At 70.2% G+C, this 14,931-nt stretch carries 15 protein-coding genes; 6 read left to right on the top strand and 9 right to left on the bottom strand.

The window, feature by feature from the left end:
• A partial coding sequence (locus RR49_RS15990) for a hypothetical protein (protein ID WP_211255158.1) occupies positions 1-203 on the top strand: 203 nt, incomplete at its 5' end.
• 79 nt (positions 204-282) lie between these two features.
• On the top strand, positions 283-2,034 hold the full coding sequence (locus tag RR49_RS09605; protein ID WP_045247873.1) for a hypothetical protein: 1,752 nt from the start codon (positions 283-285) through the stop codon (positions 2,032-2,034).
• A gap of 77 nt (positions 2,035-2,111) precedes the next feature.
• On the opposite strand, the gene rplI is transcribed toward RR49_RS09605, so the two are convergent.
• From rplI to rpsF, 4 genes are all read right to left on the bottom strand, one after another.
• Positions 2,112-2,564, bottom strand: coding sequence for a 50S ribosomal protein L9 (gene rplI / locus RR49_RS09610; protein ID WP_045247874.1), 453 nt, complete (start codon positions 2,562-2,564; stop codon positions 2,112-2,114).
• A 9-nt stretch (positions 2,565-2,573) separates the two neighbouring features.
• Positions 2,574-2,828, bottom strand: a complete 255-nt coding sequence (rpsR, locus tag RR49_RS09615; RefSeq protein WP_045247875.1) for a 30S ribosomal protein S18 — start codon at positions 2,826-2,828, stop codon at positions 2,574-2,576.
• Between the two features lie 65 nt (positions 2,829-2,893).
• Positions 2,894-3,391: a single-stranded DNA-binding protein gene (locus RR49_RS09620; protein ID WP_045247876.1), complete on the bottom strand. Its 498-nt coding sequence runs from the start codon at positions 3,389-3,391 to the stop codon at positions 2,894-2,896.
• A 5-nt stretch (positions 3,392-3,396) separates the two neighbouring features.
• Complete coding sequence (gene rpsF / locus RR49_RS09625) at positions 3,397-3,756, bottom strand: 30S ribosomal protein S6 (RefSeq protein ID WP_045248006.1); 360 nt, start codon at positions 3,754-3,756, stop codon at positions 3,397-3,399.
• A gap of 228 nt (positions 3,757-3,984) precedes the next feature.
• Between rpsF and RR49_RS09630 the strand changes: the two genes are divergently transcribed.
• From RR49_RS09630 to RR49_RS09645, 4 genes are all read left to right on the top strand, one after another.
• Positions 3,985-4,833, top strand: coding sequence for a helix-turn-helix transcriptional regulator (locus RR49_RS09630; RefSeq protein ID WP_045247877.1), 849 nt, complete (start codon positions 3,985-3,987; stop codon positions 4,831-4,833).
• Between the two features lie 114 nt (positions 4,834-4,947).
• Positions 4,948-6,594 carry an AMP-binding protein gene (locus RR49_RS09635; RefSeq protein WP_045247878.1) on the top strand — a complete coding sequence of 549 codons (1,647 nt, stop codon included), beginning with the start codon at positions 4,948-4,950 and terminating at the stop codon, positions 6,592-6,594.
• A gap of 32 nt (positions 6,595-6,626) precedes the next feature.
• Entirely contained in the window at positions 6,627-7,553 is a 927-nt protein-coding gene (locus RR49_RS09640; RefSeq protein ID WP_045247879.1) for a hypothetical protein, read from the top strand.
• Complete coding sequence (locus RR49_RS09645) at positions 7,550-8,680, top strand: hypothetical protein (protein ID WP_045247880.1); 1,131 nt, start codon at positions 7,550-7,552, stop codon at positions 8,678-8,680. Before RR49_RS09640 ends, RR49_RS09645 begins: the two co-directional genes overlap by 4 nt.
• Here RR49_RS09645 and RR49_RS09650 read toward each other — a convergent pair.
• From RR49_RS09650 to RR49_RS09670, 5 genes are all read right to left on the bottom strand, one after another.
• Positions 8,670-9,329, bottom strand: a complete 660-nt coding sequence (locus tag RR49_RS09650; RefSeq protein ID WP_048808956.1) for a TMEM175 family protein — start codon at positions 9,327-9,329, stop codon at positions 8,670-8,672. The two genes, RR49_RS09645 and RR49_RS09650, sit on opposite strands and share 11 nt — an antisense overlap.
• Positions 9,330-9,333: 4 nt before the next feature.
• On the bottom strand, positions 9,334-11,016 hold the full coding sequence (locus RR49_RS09655) for a dipeptide ABC transporter ATP-binding protein (protein ID WP_045247881.1): 1,683 nt from the start codon (positions 11,014-11,016) through the stop codon (positions 9,334-9,336).
• A complete protein-coding gene (locus RR49_RS09660; protein WP_045247882.1) occupies positions 11,013-11,984 on the bottom strand; it encodes an ABC transporter permease in 972 nt (323 codons plus the stop codon). Before RR49_RS09660 ends, RR49_RS09655 begins: the two co-directional genes overlap by 4 nt.
• The gene (locus RR49_RS09665; RefSeq protein WP_045247883.1) at positions 11,984-13,057 is read right to left on the bottom strand and encodes an ABC transporter permease; all 1,074 of its coding nucleotides are present in this window, start codon (positions 13,055-13,057) and stop codon (positions 11,984-11,986) included. Before RR49_RS09665 ends, RR49_RS09660 begins: the two co-directional genes overlap by 1 nt.
• Positions 13,058-13,128: 71 nt before the next feature.
• Positions 13,129-14,754, bottom strand: coding sequence for an ABC transporter substrate-binding protein (locus RR49_RS09670; protein WP_045247884.1), 1,626 nt, complete (start codon positions 14,752-14,754; stop codon positions 13,129-13,131).
• Positions 14,755-14,931 lie beyond the last annotated feature (177 nt).

Raw genomic sequence — 14,931 nt, forward strand, 5'->3', positions numbered from 1 at the left:
CGTCGGGCCAGGTGCACCCCACCCTCCCCACGGGGACCCTGGCGCCGGGCGGCGCCAGCGGGTCGGGCAACCCGATGATGGCGAGCCCCACGCTCGGCACTCTCGGGGTTCCCGCCGGCGCCGCCCCACACCGTCGTTCCGCCGGCCCACCCGGGCCGCTCGGGCAGCCACCCGATCCGCCACCGGACCTCCGGCGCCGCTGACACCCCACCGCACACCTGACGAGCGACCGCTCGCCAGACGATCCGTCGCGCCCTCGCGACCCTCACATGGGAACAGACCATGCACACCTTCGATTCGCACGCCCCGGTGCGCCCCGCGGACTCCGCGACGGCGATCGTCGCGACGTCGCCGATCAGCGGGCCGACCGGCCTGCGAGGTGGCATGCCCACTCACTCCCCGGTGGCCGCCCCCGCGGCCACCGGCGGGCCATCCACCTCGGTCGGGGGTGATCGCACGGCCTCGGTCGTCGACGACCCCACCGCCCAGCTCCGCTCCCTCGCTGACGCGACGTCCGCCACGATCCGCACTTCGCCGACTCTTCCTGTGTCGGGGACCCCTGGGTGCGCATCGGATGCCTCGGCCCCCGCCGCGTTCATCGCGGCAGCGGCGCCCCGGCTCGGCCACGTCGATGCAGTCGACAGCCGGCTGGTCGCCCTCGGCGTGTCCGGCGCTCGTCGTCGGCCGATCGGCCAGCGGGCGACGACCGAGATGGGCGACGTCCCCGCTCCTCGCGAGAGCGCGGGTCGCCGCAACCGTCCCGGGTCGACATCGCACCTCCTCGACGCGGCGTCGACCCGGGACGCACACCTTCAGACCTCTCTCCCCACAACTGCATATCCCTCACCGCGCACCCGCGCGGAGCGCCGGGTGGCCTCGGCCACCAACCGTCATCTCCCTGGAAGGAACACCATCATGCGCACGCACCTCACGCGATCCGTCATCGGCATCGCCATCGGCACCGGACTCGCCCTCACGGGCGCGGTGGCCGCCAACGCCGCCACGGGCGACAACACCAACAACGACAACGGCGCCCTCATCGGCGTGCACCTGCCGGTGACCATCACCGGCAGCGGTATCGGCATCGGCGGCACTGCCACCGGCACCCCCGGTTCGTCGAGCGGGTCGTCCTCCAGCGGATCGTCGTCGAGCAACCCGCTCGGCAACCTGCTCAACGGCGTCATCACGGTCAACCCGAACGCCGTCTCCGGATCGTCCGGAGTGCCGAAGCTCGTTCAGGTCGACGCCCCGGTGACGATCGGCGGCAACGCCGTCGGCGTCGCCGGCAACGCCTCGACATCGACGTCCCCGTCCGCGCCCGCGACCACACCCGGCAAGGGGCTCGTGGGCGTCAACGCACCCGTCACGATCGGCGGCAACGCGGTGGGCGTGCTGGGCAACGCCGTCTCGGGAACGGGCACCGCGGGCGGCGGGTCGTCGGCGAGCAGCAACCCGCTGACCTCGCTCCTGGGCGGACTGTCATCGAGCAGCAACCCGCTGAGCTCGGCGCTGTCGGGACTGCAGAGCCAGCTTCCCGCCGGTCTGAGCACGCTGGTGCCGAGCCTCGGCACCTCGAGCCTGCCTGCCGGTCTCGACACCCTGGTGCCGGGACTCTCCCCGGCCACCGGAGGCACCGACGTGCTCTCCCCGCTGGTGAACGACGCCCTCAACCCGCTCGTCTCGACAGTGACCGGGCTCGTCAACGGCACGGGACTCGCAACGGTCACAACGCCGCTGACGGCGTCGTGCAACTCGGTCGCGCTGCTCACCCCGAACACGGTGAACTGCCCGACGAACACCACGCCCACCACCCCGACGAACCCCACCAACCCGACGAACCCGACCAACCCGGTTGACCCCGGCACCAACGGATCGATCTTCGGTTCTGCGGCCAGCACGGGCGGCGCCCTCGCCTTCACCGGCGCGGCCGGCCTGTTCCCGCTCATGCTCATGGGCGCCTCGCTCGTCGCCGCCGGTGTGGGCGCCGCGGGCTACTCGGTGATCCGTCGCCGCCGCGTGGCCAGCTTCGCCTGACCCGCATCCCCCCGGAAACGCTGAGGGCCCCGGGATCCGAAAGGATCCCGGGGCCCTCAGCCGTGCGTCGCGCCGGATTACTTCGCGGCGACGACCTGCAGCGTGATCACGGCGGTGACGTCGTCGCGCAGACGGACCGTCGCCTCGTGGGTGCCGACCGACTTGATCGGCGACGTGATGTGGATCTTCCGCTTGTCGAGGTCACCGAGACCGGCGGCCTTGACGGCGTCGGCCACGTCGTCGTTCTTGACGGAACCGAACAGACGCCCCTCGGCGCCGGCCTTGACCGCGAGCTTGACGGAGGACTGCTCGATGTTCGCCTTCAGCGCGAGCGCCTCTTCGTGGTCGTGGATGGCACGGGCCTCACGGGCCGCGCGGATCGACGCGACCTGCTTCTCGCCACCGCGCGTCCACGCGACAGCGAAGCCCTGGGGGATGAGGTAGTTGCGGGCGTACCCGTTCTTGACCTCGACGACGTCGCCGGCGCTACCGAGCCCCGCGACCTCATTGGTGAGAATCAGCTTCGACATGGGTGCTCCTTAGCGGCCTGCGCCGGCGTAGGGCAGGAGCGCCATCTCGCGCGCGTTCTTGATCGCCTTGGCGATCAGACGCTGCTCCTGCACCGAGACACCGGTGATACGACGGGCGCGGATCTTGCCGCGCTCCGAGATGAACTTGCGAAGCGTGGCGACATCCTTGTAGTCGATGACGCCCACGCGGATCGCCTTCGCGGGAGCGGCGACCTTCGCGCCCTTCCGCGGCTTGCGGCGGTCGCCGCTTGCCTTTCCAGCCATGGTGTTCCTTCGTGTGTGTGAGCGGATGCCTCAGGCGCGGGGCCGCGGCATCCGTGATTCGAGATTCAGAACGGAGTGTCGTCGCCGTAGGCGCCCGGGGCGCTCCACGCGTCGGCACTGCTGTTCGAGGAGCCGGGCGTCGACCACGGCTCGTCGGCGACCTGGGCGCGCGATCCGCCGCCGCCGGCGCCGGAACCGCCGGCCGCACGGGTGACCTGTGCGGTGGCGTAGCGCAGCGAGGGGCCGATCTCGTCGACCTCCAGCTCGATCGCGGTGCGGTTGTTGCCGTCACGGTCCTGGTAGGAGCGCTGACGCAGACGACCGGTCGCGATGACACGGCTTCCCTTGGTCAGCGAACCCGCCACGTGCTCGGCGAACTCACGCCAGACCGACGCCCGCAGGAACAGGGCCTCGCCGTCCTTCCACTCGTTCGCCTGACGGTCGAACGTGCGGGGGGTCGACGCGATGGTGAAGTTCGCGACGGGCAGCCCGTTCTGCGTGTACCGCAGCTCGGGGTCGGCCGTGAGGTTGCCCACGACGGTGATGACGGTCTCGCCGGCCATCGTCGTTACGCCTTCGCGACCTTCGCGGCACCGGCGGCGGCCTTGCGGGCAGCCTTCTCGTCGGCGCGCTTCTGCTCGGACGCGATGAGAGCGATGGCCTCTTCGGCGCGGAGCACCTTGGTGCGGAACACGAGCTCGCTGAGGTTCAGCTGGCGGTCGAGCTCCTGCGTGGTCTCGCTGGTCGCGGTGAAGTTGACGACGGCGTAGATGCCCTCGGACTTCTTCTTGATCTCGTAGGCGAGACGGCGGCGGCCCCAGACGTCGACGTTGTCGATCGAGCCACCATCATTCGTGATGACCTTCAGGAACTTGTCGAGGTTCGGGGTGACCTGGCGCTCGTCGAGCTCGGGGTCGAGGATGACCATCAGCTCGTACTGGTGCGTGTGCGTCACTAACCCACCTCCTTCGGACTAGAACGGCTGCCGGGCGTTTCCCGACAGCAGGAGGGTTGATGCACGTGTCCGCGATGCGCGGCGGGAGCCGCACACGGACAACCTTCGAAGTGTATCGGATGCCACGAACCCCCGCCAACCGGCGGCGCTTCCCGCGCACGGGCCGGTGCTACGATGCGGCCCAATCATCTGGAGGCGACGATGCCGGACATCAGCGCGGCGGCCCTGCGGCCCGACGACCGCGACCTGCTGCGCGGCATCCTGCGTCGTCTGGCAGGCGGTACGCCCGGCTACGTGCTGATGGCAGGACTGGTCGATCACGACGCGTTCACGATCACCGAGCTCGTGGGCACGGAGACCGACAGCCTGCACCGGCTGTTCGTTCGCGCGGGCGAAGGGGTCGGCGGCGGAGCCGTCGCGCGCGGACGCCCGACGGCGGTCAACGACTACGTGGGAGCGCCGCAGATCTCCCACCAGCACGACGCTGCGGTGCGACGCGAGGGGCTGCGGTCGATGGTCGCCGTGCCGGTGACGGTCGACGGTGCCACCCGCGCGGTGCTCTACGCCGCGACACGCGACGAGGGGAGCCTCGGCGACGCGGTCGCGACGCACCTGCTCGGCGGAGCGCGCGCGATCGGCGGAGAGCTGCACGTGCGGGACGAGGTCGACCGCCGGCTGGCGGCGCTGCGGGGCGTCGACCCCACGGTGCGCGCCGACGACCGGGACGCCCGCGACGCGGTGCGGGTGGCGCACGCCGAACTGACCGCGCTGGCCGCGGCGACCACGGATCCGACGCTCGCCGCCCGCCTGCTCGCCATCGACGCGCAGCTCGTGGGCGCCCGGCAGCACGATGCCCCACAGCTGTCGGCACGGGAGTCGGACGTGCTCGCGCAGGTCGCGCTCGGCTGCACCTATGCCGAGACGGCGCGGCGGCTCACCCTGCAGCCCGACACCGTCAAGGGCTACATGCAGACGATCATGGCGAAACTCGGCGCCCACTCGCGCCATGAGGCCGTCGCGACGGCGCGGCGCCTCGGCCTGCTGCCCTGACGGCCGGCGCCGGCCGACACCCTCCATCGGGGGGTGTGGGGGCCGCGGCATCCGTGTTTGCATCGTGCCACCGCGGCGCGACGGAGCGCCGCCCGGCTGTCGAAGGAGACCCGGATGCCTCACCTCGCCGAACCCGCGACGATCACCTCGCCCATTCCCCTCAGCCCCGCCGCGAACGACGAGCCGCTCACCCCGCTGCGGTTCCTGCAGCGGGCGGCGGAGGTCTTCCCCGACAAGGACGCGATCGTCTACGGCGCGCGCCGCTACTCGTACCGGCGCTTCGCCCGCGAGGCCGAGCAACTGGCGCGGGTGCTGCAGGCGCGCATCGAGCCCGGCGACCGCATCGCCTACCTCGTGCCCAACACCCCCGAGATGCTGATCGGCCATTTCGCGGTGCCGCTCGCGGGCGGCGTGCTCGTCGCGATCAACACCCGCCTGAGCCGGGCCGAGATCGACTACATCCTGCTGCACTCCGGCGCGCGGGTGCTGATCGCCGACGCCGAGATCCTCGCGTCGATCGGCGACCCGCTCGCCAGCGTCGGCACCCTCGAGGAGGTCGTCGAGGTGCAGGACCCCGAGTTCGGCCATCCGGGCGGGCACGTGGCATCCGGTCAGGTGTCCTACGAGGAGTTCCTGGGCCGCGCGGCCGACCTCGACGAGCCGGTGTCATGGCATGTGAGGGATGAGCGCGCGCCCATCTCGATCAACTACACCTCGGGCACGACCGGCAAGCCGAAGGGCGTCGTCTACACGCACCGCGGCGCCTACCTGAACGCGCTCGGCGAGGTGTTCCACCAGCAGCTGACGAGCGCGTCGGTCTACCTGTGGACGCTGCCGATGTTCCACTGCAACGGCTGGTGCACGCCGTGGGCGGTGACCGCCGCCGGCGCCACCCATGTCGGGCTTCGCGCCGTGCGGGCCGACCGCATCTGGGAGCTCATCGACGGGGCATCCGTCACCCATCTCTGCGGGGCGCCGACCGTGTGCACGACGATCGCGGCGTCGGCCGACGCGCACCTCGTCGAGCGGCCACTGCGCATCACCACCGCGGGTGCGCCGCCGTCGCCGACCATCATCGAGACGCTCGAGGACCTCGGCATCACCGTCGTGCACGTCTACGGGCTCACCGAGGTGTACGGACCGTTCACGGTGTGCGAGTACCAGACCGCGTGGGACGGCCTCGACCGCGGCGAGCGCGCCAAGCGTCTCGCGCGGCAGGGGGTGGGGATGGTGCAGGCAGAGTCCGCGCGGGTCGTCGACGAGCAGGGGCAGGATGTCCCCGCGGACGGCACGACCATCGGCGAGATCGTGCTGCGCGGCAACAACGTGATGCTGGAGTACTTCCGCGACAGCCGGGCCACGAAGGAGGCGTTCCGCGGGGGGTGGTTCCACACCGGCGACCTCGGCGTGATGCACCCCGACCGCTACATCGAGCTGAAGGACCGCGCGAAGGACATCGTGATCTCGGGCGGCGAGAACATCTCGACCGTCGAGGTCGAGCAGGCCGTCGTCTCGCACGACGCCGTGCTCGAGGTCGCCGTCATCGGCCGCCCCGACGAACGGTGGGGTGAGCGCCCCGTCGCCTTCGTGGTGCTGCGCGACGGGCATGCCGCGGGCGCCGACGAGCTGCGGGTGCACACGCGCGGGCTGCTCGCCGCATTCAAGGTGCCCGACGAGTTCCACTTCGTGGCGGAGCTGCCCCACACCGCCACCGGCAAGGTGCGCAAGTTCGATCTGCGAGCCGCCGCCGTGCACGCCTGACAGCGGGTCGCCCCGCCCGCTACGGTGTCGGCATGGAGTGGGTGGGGGACGGGGCCGACGCCGGTCGGTGGCTGGTCGAGCGCATCGACGATCCGTGGCGCGGCAGCATGCACGACGTCGTCCCGCGCGGATTCCCGAGCTACGCGCGAGTGTTCCACCCGACGGACGCCGATCGCCCGATGGCCGGACAGTGGCCCCCACTTCCGTACGCCCGACATCTCCGTGCGTGGGACGCCTTCATGACCCACGGGGTGCACGACGTGGAGCGCCGGTCGGTCAGCTGGTCGGAGGCCGCGGCGATGCACGGCACGACGTGGCATCCTCTCGCGCAATGGGGCTCCCTCGTGCGACAGACCACCGACACGTGGGAGTCGAGTGTGGCGGACGAGTTCCTCTCGGCCGACGGATGGCGCGTGCGCCCGCCTCAACAGGGTCAGCTGGATGCCGCGGTATGGCCGCACCTCGCCCGCACGCTCGCAGCGCACAGCGACACCGACGAGATCTTCGTCGCGCTGTGGGAGGGACACGGCGCGCTCGTCGAGAGCACGAGCGGCACCGGCCGGGTGTTCCTCTCCTCCGACGGACAGGCAGCGGCAGCGGGCGGCGCCGTGCTCTCGCGCGAGATCTCCGCGGCACCCCGACTGCAGCTGCCGAACCGGGGCTTCGTCGTGTTTCGCGGCACGATCGGCGAGCTGAGCGCAGACGACTGGCCTCTCGACGTGCCCTGGCGTGATCGCATCGCGGAGAGCTACGGCTTCGCGCCCTCCGCCCTGTCGCCGAGCATCGTCTGGTCATCCGACCAGGCGTGGGTGACCGTCAGCGAGGTCGACCTCGACTCGACGGTCGTCGGCGGCCCGCCCGCTCTCATCGATGCGGTCTGTGCGGTGGAGAGCATCGAGGCACTGCCGATCGACGAGGGCGCGCACCTGGACTGGGACGCCGACAAGGTGAACCGATGAACGGACTGGGGCGGGCGGCATCCGGCGCCCTCGACACGGGTGCCCTCGTCGCACCGGTCGACCCGGCGGCGGTGCGGGCGTTCCGGAAGGCCCACGACAAAGGCATGACCGCGGGACGCGTCGTCGGGTTCGTCATCGCCGGCATCGTGACGCTGTTCGCCCTGGCGGTCATCGTGCCCATCGTCATCGGCGTGCTGGGATCGGTCATCATGGGTCTCACCACGGGCGACGGAGCCTCGCCCGTCGCCCTCGTCTTCGTGCTCGCCGTCGTCGGAGTGCTCGCGATCTTCGTCTCGGCGGCCGTGCGCACCTGGCGCAGCGCCGCCGTGCACGCGTACCGGCTCGACGCCTTCGCGCGCGCGAACGGTCTCACCTACACGACACGCATCGACGACCCGAACCTGCCGGGCGTCATCTTCGACACCGGCGAGAACCGGAAGGCGCTCGACATCGTGCGCACCGCGTCCGGGCGCGACATCGAGATCGCGAACTACCGGTACGAGACCGGCTCGGACCGGGACCGCACCACGCACCGGTGGGGGTACGTGGCCGTGCGCCTCGACGTGCCGTTGCCGAACATCGTGCTCGACGCCGTCGGCAACAACCGCATGTTCGGGGCATCCAATCTGCCGGCGGACTTCGCGCGCTCACAGCACCTGTCGCTCGAGGGCGACTTCGACCGGTACTTCCGCCTGTACTGCCCCGCCGGCTACGAGCGCGACGCGCTCTACCTGTTCACGCCCGACATCATGGCGCGCTTCATCGACAGCGCTGCCGCCCTCGACGTCGAGATCGTCGACGACCGACTGTTCCTCTACGCCGAGCGCGACCTCGTCACCCTCGATCCCGCCACCTGGCAGTGGCTCGACGCGACCATCGGCGCCCTCACGGCCAAGCTCGATCAGTGGGCGCGCTGGCGCGACGAGCGCGTCCAGAGCGAACAGGGCGCACCAGCGGATGCCGCGGCATCCACCCCCCACGTCACGCCGCCGCCCGTCGTGGCTCCCGCCGGTCGGAGACTCCGCCGCCGCGCGTCGGTGCTCGGCGGCATCGCGGCCGTCGTGTTCATCGGGTTCTGGCTGTGGAGCCTGTTCGGCGATGCGATCGGACGGCTCGTCACCCCGTGACGCGTCCATCGCGGGAGAGGAAGACCCGCGTGATCGTGCGCTCGAGCACGCCGTTCGCACCCATGAGGATCAGCGAGTAGTAGCCGATCGCGGGGAACAGCAGTGAGATCACGAGCGCCAGCGAGAACAGCACGGCCAGCGACAGATCGTTGCCGACGCCGCGGATCAGCGCCGTCTCGGGAGTGTCGTGCAGACCGGGATGCTGCCGCAGATAGAGGCGTGTGCAGAGCGACAGCAGGCTCGTGACCACCATGCTGCCCATGTAGATCGACTTCGCGACCGGATCGCCGGACCCCGCCGCCCCCGTGATGGAGGTTGCGACCGGCAGCCAGACGATCGTCACGAGCCACGCCATCATCAGCCAGATAACCGCGGCATCGACCCGCTGCACCCGGGAGAACTGTCGGTGGTTGCCCACCCAGAACATCGCGATGATCGCGAAGCTCAGCACGAACGACACCAACTGGTCGTGGTGGTCGCCCAGCCACCGCCACGTGCCGCCCTCGGTCGAGCTGATGTCGCCGACGCTCTCCATGAGCGGCAGGATCAGCAGCGTGATCGCGATGGCGACCACCGCGTCGGAGAACGCGGTGAACCGCTCCGCCGCATACCCGGGTGCGTGCGGGCTGTCGCCCTCGTCGTCGGTCACCCGGTCACCCCTCGCGCGTGCGCTCCCACTCCTGCCGGCGCGCGGCCTGCGCCACCGGATCGGGCACGGGGAGCGAGGCGAGCAGCCGCTTCGTGTAGTCGTCGCGCGGGGCGCCGAGCACCTGAGCGGTCGTGCCCTGCTCGCGGATCACGCCGTGCCTGAGTACCACAATACGGTCGGCGACCTCGTCGATCACCGCCAGATCGTGGCTGATGAACAGCGACGCGAACCCCAGCTCCCGCTGCAGCTGCGCGAACAGCTCCAACACGGTCGCCTGCACTGACACATCGAGCGCGCTGGTGGGTTCGTCGGCGATGAGCAGCGTCGGCTGCAGAGCCAGAGCCCGGGCGAGCGACGCGCGCTGGCGCTGACCGCCGGAGAGCTCATGCGGGAACCGGTCGCCGAACGCGGTCGGCAGGCGCACCGCGTCGAGCAGCTCGTCGACGCGGGCGCGCGCCGCTCGCGGCGACCGGGCGCGGCCGTGCACGATGAGCGGCTCGGCGATGCACTCGGCGATCGTCAGCAACGGGTTGAAGCTCGTCGCCGGATCCTGGAACACGAACCCGATCTCGGGTCGCAGTGGCGCGAGCCGCCGGTTCGTGGCGCCGCGCATCTCGGTGCCGAGCACGGTCAGCGACCCGCCCATGACCTCCGTGAGACCGACGAGGGCGCGCCCGATCGTGGTCTTGCCCGACCCCGACTCGCCCACGAGGCCGACGACCTCGCCCGGCGCGACCCAGAAGTCGACGCCCTTGACGGCCACGACCCCGCCGCGACCGAAGCGACCCGGGTAGCCGATCTCGGCCGCTCGCGCGACGACCACCGCGTCGGCGGGCGCCTCGGTCGGGGCGGATGCCGCGGCATCCTGCCCCTGCGTGCGGCTCTTGCCCGCACCCACGCGCGGGACGGCGGCGAGGAGCTCCTTCGTGTACGGCTCGCGCGGCGACGCGAACAGCTCGCGCACGGGCGCCTGCTCGACGATGTCGCCGCGGTACATCACGATCACGCGGTCGGCGAGGTCGGCGACGACGCCCATGTTGTGGGTGATGAGCACGATCGTCGCCCCGAACTCGTCGCGGCAGGTGCGCAGCAGCTCGAGGATCTCGGCCTGCACGGTGACATCGAGCGCCGTCGTCGGCTCGTCGGCGATGATCAGCCCCGCGTTGAGCACCAGCGCCATCGCGATCACGACGCGCTGCTTCTGACCGCCCGAGAACTGGTGCGGGAAGTCGTCGACGCGGCGCTCGGGGTCGGGGATGCCGACCGTGCGCAGGATCTCGATCGCGCGCACCTTCGCCTGGGCGCGGCTGATCTTCTGGTGGGCGCGCAGGCCCTCCGCGATCTGCCAGCCCACCGTGTAGACGGGGTTCAGCGCGGTCGAGGGCTCCTGGAACACCATCGCCGCGTCCCGCCCGCGCATCGCGCGCAGCTGCGCGTGGGTCGCGTGCACGACATCGGTCTCGCCGTCGGCGCCACGGATGATCACGGCTCCCGAGAGCGTCGCCGTCTCGGGCAGCAGGCCCAGCAGCGTGTTCGCCGTGACCGTCTTGCCCGACCCGGACTCACCGACGATCGCCAGCACCTCGCCGGCGTGCGCGGCGAGCGAGATGCCCGACACCGCGGTGACGGGCGCGCCGTCGGTCGCGAAGGTGACCGTGAGGTCTCGGATGTCTGCGACGTCGCTCATGCGGCACCTCCCGCGCGACGGCGGGTGCGCAGTCGCGGATCGCTCAGGTCGTTGAGGCTCTCGCCGACGAGCGTGATGCCGAGCACCACGAGCACGATCGCCAGGCCCGGGAAGATGGAGGTCCACCAGATCCCGCTCGTCACGTCGGCGACCGACCGGTTCAGGTCATAGCCCCACTCGGCGGCCTTCGTCGCCTCGATGCCGAACCCGAGGAAGCCGAGGCCCGCGAGGGTGAGCAGCGCCTCGGACGCGTTGAGGGTGACGACCACCGGCAGCGTGCGGGTCGAGTTGCGCAGCACGTGGCGCACCAGGATGCGCCCGAGCGGCACTCCGATGACGCGCGCCGACTCGACGAACGGCTCCGCCTTCACCCGCACGACCTCGGCGCGCACCACGCGGAAGTACTGCGGCACGAAGACGACGGTGATCGAGATCGCGGCCGCCAGGATGCCGCCGACCAGCGTCGACTGCCCGCGGCTGATCACGATCGACATGACGATCGCGAGCAGGAGCGACGGGAACGCGTAGATCGCGTCGCAGATCACGACGAGCACCCGGTCGAGCCAACCCCCGAAATACCCCGACAGAAGCCCGAGGGCGACACCGATGAACAGCGAGAACACGATCGCCGCGAGGATCGCGAACAGCGCCGTCTGCGCGCCCCAGATCACTCGCGAGAACACGTCGAAGCCGCTGACGGTCGTGCCCCAGATGTGGGCGGCGCTGGGTAGCTGCTGGGTCGCGAAGTCGACACCGTTCGCCGACTGCTGTGCCCACGAGTACGGCGCGATGAGCGGCGCGAAGGCGGCGACGAGCACGAACACGGCGACGATGACGACGCCGATGACGAGCATCGCGCGCTGCAGCCCGACGCTGCGGCGCAGGTGCGAGAGCACCGGGATGCGGTCGGCGAGAGGACGCGTGCGAACACTGACCGCAGCGGGGCGGGAGGAGGCATCCGTGGACATCAGTACCTCACTCGCGGGTCGATGAGAGCGGCGATGACGTCGACCACGAAGTTGGTCAGCGCCACGACGACCGCGATCATGACGACGATCCCCTGCACGGCGACGAAGTCACGCGCCTTCAGATACTCGGAGAGCATGAAGCCGATGCCCTTCCACTCGAACGTCGTCTCGGTCAGCACCGCCCCCGACAGCAGCATCGCGATCTGCAGGCCGATGACAGTAATGATCGGGATCAGCGCGGGCCGGTACGCATGCTTGGTGACGAGGCGGAACTCACTCACCCCTCGCGAGCGGGCGGATGTCACATACTGCGCGCCGAGCGTGCCGATCACGTTCGTGCGCACGAGCCTCAGGAACACGCCCGCGGTCAGGATGCCGAGAGCGACGCCGGGGAGGATCGCGTGCAGCAGCACGTCGCCGACCGCGGCGCCGTTGCCGAGTCGGATCGCGTCGATCAGGTAGATGCCGCTGGGGTGGTCGAGGTTGCCGAGCAGCAGCTCGGTGCGGGTGGAGGCGCGGCCGTTCGTGGGGAGCACGCCGAGCCACACCGAGAAGACGAGCTTGAGCAGCAGTCCGACGAAGAAGATGGGGGTCGCGTAGCCGAGGATCGCCCCGACGCGCAGGGTGGCGTCCGGCCAGCGGTCGCGCGTGTAGGCGGCGACCAGTCCGAACGGGATGCCGATGAGGAACGCGACGATGAGCGCGTAGAACGCGAGCTCGAGGGTCGCCGAGCCGTACTGCAGCAGCACGTCGAGCACGGGTCGGCGGTCGGTGATCGTGGTGCCGAAGTCACCGCGCAGGATGCCGCCGAGGTAGTCGAGGTACTGCGCCCAGAGGGGTCGGTCGTAGCCGGCCTCGTGGATGCGCTGCTGCAGCTGATCGGGAGGGAGACGTCCGCCGAGAGCGGCGGTGATGGGGTCGCCGGTCAGACGCATCAGCACGAAGACGACGGTGACCAGGATGAAGACGGTGGGGATGACCAGCAGCAGCCGCACGAGGATGTAGCGCCAGAGCCCGCCGCCCTTGGAGACGGCGGGGGCGAGTGCGGCCGGATCGACGGCGGCAGTGACCATGGGGGAACGACCTTACGTGGATCGCGCCGTGGGCCGGGGGGAGACCCCCGGCCCACGGCGCTGGACGACGCTTACTTGTGCAGCGGCGCGTAACGGAACTTGAACGAACCGTCGAGCGTCGCGCCCTGGACGTCGGAGCCGACGACCGCGGTCTGCGTGCCCTGCAGCAGCGGCAGGGTCGACAGGTCCTGGGCCACGAGGTCCTGGATCTTGCCGAGCTCGGTCGCGCGCGACGCGGCGTCGGTGTCGGAGGCCTGCTTCGTGATCAGGTCCTGCACCTCGGCGTTGTCGTAGTGGTTCTTCAGGAAGTTGTCCTTCGAGAAGAACGGCGTCAGGTAGTTGTCGGCGTCGGAGTAGTCCGGGAACCAGCCGAGCTGGTATGCCGGGTACACGTCGGCGACGCGGTCCTTGGAGTACTGCACCCACTCGGTCTGCGCGAGGTTGACGGTGAACAGGCCGCCGTTCTCGAGCTGGCTCTTGACCGCGGCGTACTCGTCACCTGACGAGGGGCCGTAGTGGTCGCCGTTGTACTGCAGGTTGAGGGTGACGGGCGTGGTGACGCCGGCGGCCTCGAGGATCTGCTTCGCCTTGTCGAGGCTCGGGCCGCCGTTGCCGTCGCCGTACAGCGACTTCAGCGACTCGGTGGCGCCGGCGAGGCCCTGCGGAACGTAGGAGTACAGCGGGGTGTAGGTGCCCTTGTAGACGTTCTGCGAGATGGCGGCGCGGTCGACGAGGGATGCCGCGGCCTGGCGCACGGCGAGAGCCTTGGCCGGGTCGGCCTCCGCGGTCGTCGCACCGTAGGGCTGGGTGTTGAAGTTGAAGACGATGTAGCGGATCTCGCCGCCGGGGCCGTCAACGACCTGCACCTTGTTGTTCGACTTCAGGTCGGCGATGTCGGTGGCGGTGAGGCTGCGGAACGCGACGTCGATCGCGTTGTTGGAGACATCCAGCTTCAGGTTCGACGAGTCGGCGTAGTACTTGACCGTCACGCCGCCGTTGGCGGCCGCGCCCAGCTCGCCCTGGTAACCGGCGTAGGGCTTGTAGTCGATCAGCTCGTTCTTCTTGTACGAGTCGATCGTGTACTGGCCCGCGAACGCGTTGCCCGCGACGATCGTGTCGTCAGGGGTGACGGCGGTCGCCGAGAACACCTGCTCGTCGACGATCGGCGCCGCCGGGCTCGAGAGGATCTGCGGCCACGTCTGGTCGTTGGGCGCCTTCAGCGTGAACACGACGGTCGTGTCATCGGGGGTGGCGACCGAGTCGAGGTTGCCGAGCAGAGATGCCGGGCCGTTGGGGTCGTTGATCGCGACCTGACGGTCGAAGGAGAACTTCACGTCCGAGGAGGTGAGGTCGTGGCCGTTCGCGAACTTCAGACCCGGCTTGAGCTTCACCGTGTACTCGGTGGGCGAGGTGTACTCGGCCGAGGTCGCGATGTCGGGGGTGACCTCCGACGTGCCGTACTTGCTGTTGAGCAGGAACGGGTAGACCTGGTTCATCACGGCAAACGAGCCGTTGTCGTACGAACCGGCCGGGTCGATCGAGGTGATCTTGTCTGTCGTGCCGATCAGCAGCGGCTCGCTCGAGCCCGAGCTCGAGGAGGAGCTGCTGCCCGAGCAACCGGCCAGCAGCAGCGCGGAGGCGCCGACCGCGGCCACGACGAGGCCGAGACGGCCGCGCGTGCGGGGGGAAAGTGTCATGGTGATGTGACTCCAGCTGTGAAAGAGACGGCCGCCTGGCGACGGACCGCATCCCGATATCTTGGACCCGTTCTCAGCGGGGACAAAGCCTGTGGAAGGACTTTTCACAAGATCGAAACGCGTGCTATGGGCGTGACGAATGTCACATTCGGGTCGTGACGACCGGCTCTGGTGCAG

Source organism: Microbacterium ginsengisoli (genome assembly GCF_000956535.1).
In the GTDB taxonomy this organism is placed as follows: domain Bacteria; phylum Actinomycetota; class Actinomycetes; order Actinomycetales; family Microbacteriaceae; genus Microbacterium; species Microbacterium ginsengisoli.

Excerpts from the sequence above, each read along its gene's own strand:
- RR49_RS09605 (WP_045247873.1), top strand. The coding sequence starts at position 283 with ATGCACACCTTCGATTCGCACGCCCCGGTGCGCCCCGCGGACTCCGCG.
- rplI (WP_045247874.1), bottom strand. The coding sequence starts at position 2,564 with ATGTCGAAGCTGATTCTCACCAATGAGGTCGCGGGGCTCGGTAGCGCC.
- rpsR (WP_045247875.1), bottom strand. The coding sequence starts at position 2,828 with ATGGCTGGAAAGGCAAGCGGCGACCGCCGCAAGCCGCGGAAGGGCGCG.
- RR49_RS09620 (WP_045247876.1), bottom strand. The coding sequence starts at position 3,391 with ATGGCCGGCGAGACCGTCATCACCGTCGTGGGCAACCTCACGGCCGAC.
- rpsF (WP_045248006.1), bottom strand. The coding sequence starts at position 3,756 with ATGGTCATCCTCGACCCCGAGCTCGACGAGCGCCAGGTCACCCCGAAC.
- RR49_RS09630 (WP_045247877.1), top strand. The coding sequence starts at position 3,985 with ATGCCGGACATCAGCGCGGCGGCCCTGCGGCCCGACGACCGCGACCTG.
- RR49_RS09635 (WP_045247878.1), top strand. The coding sequence starts at position 4,948 with ATGCCTCACCTCGCCGAACCCGCGACGATCACCTCGCCCATTCCCCTC.
- RR49_RS09640 (WP_045247879.1), top strand. The coding sequence starts at position 6,627 with ATGGAGTGGGTGGGGGACGGGGCCGACGCCGGTCGGTGGCTGGTCGAG.
- RR49_RS09645 (WP_045247880.1), top strand. The coding sequence starts at position 7,550 with ATGAACGGACTGGGGCGGGCGGCATCCGGCGCCCTCGACACGGGTGCC.
- RR49_RS09655 (WP_045247881.1), bottom strand. The coding sequence starts at position 11,016 with ATGAGCGACGTCGCAGACATCCGAGACCTCACGGTCACCTTCGCGACC.
- RR49_RS09660 (WP_045247882.1), bottom strand. The coding sequence starts at position 11,984 with ATGTCCACGGATGCCTCCTCCCGCCCCGCTGCGGTCAGTGTTCGCACG.
- RR49_RS09665 (WP_045247883.1), bottom strand. The coding sequence starts at position 13,057 with ATGGTCACTGCCGCCGTCGATCCGGCCGCACTCGCCCCCGCCGTCTCC.
- RR49_RS09670 (WP_045247884.1), bottom strand. The coding sequence starts at position 14,754 with ATGACACTTTCCCCCCGCACGCGCGGCCGTCTCGGCCTCGTCGTGGCC.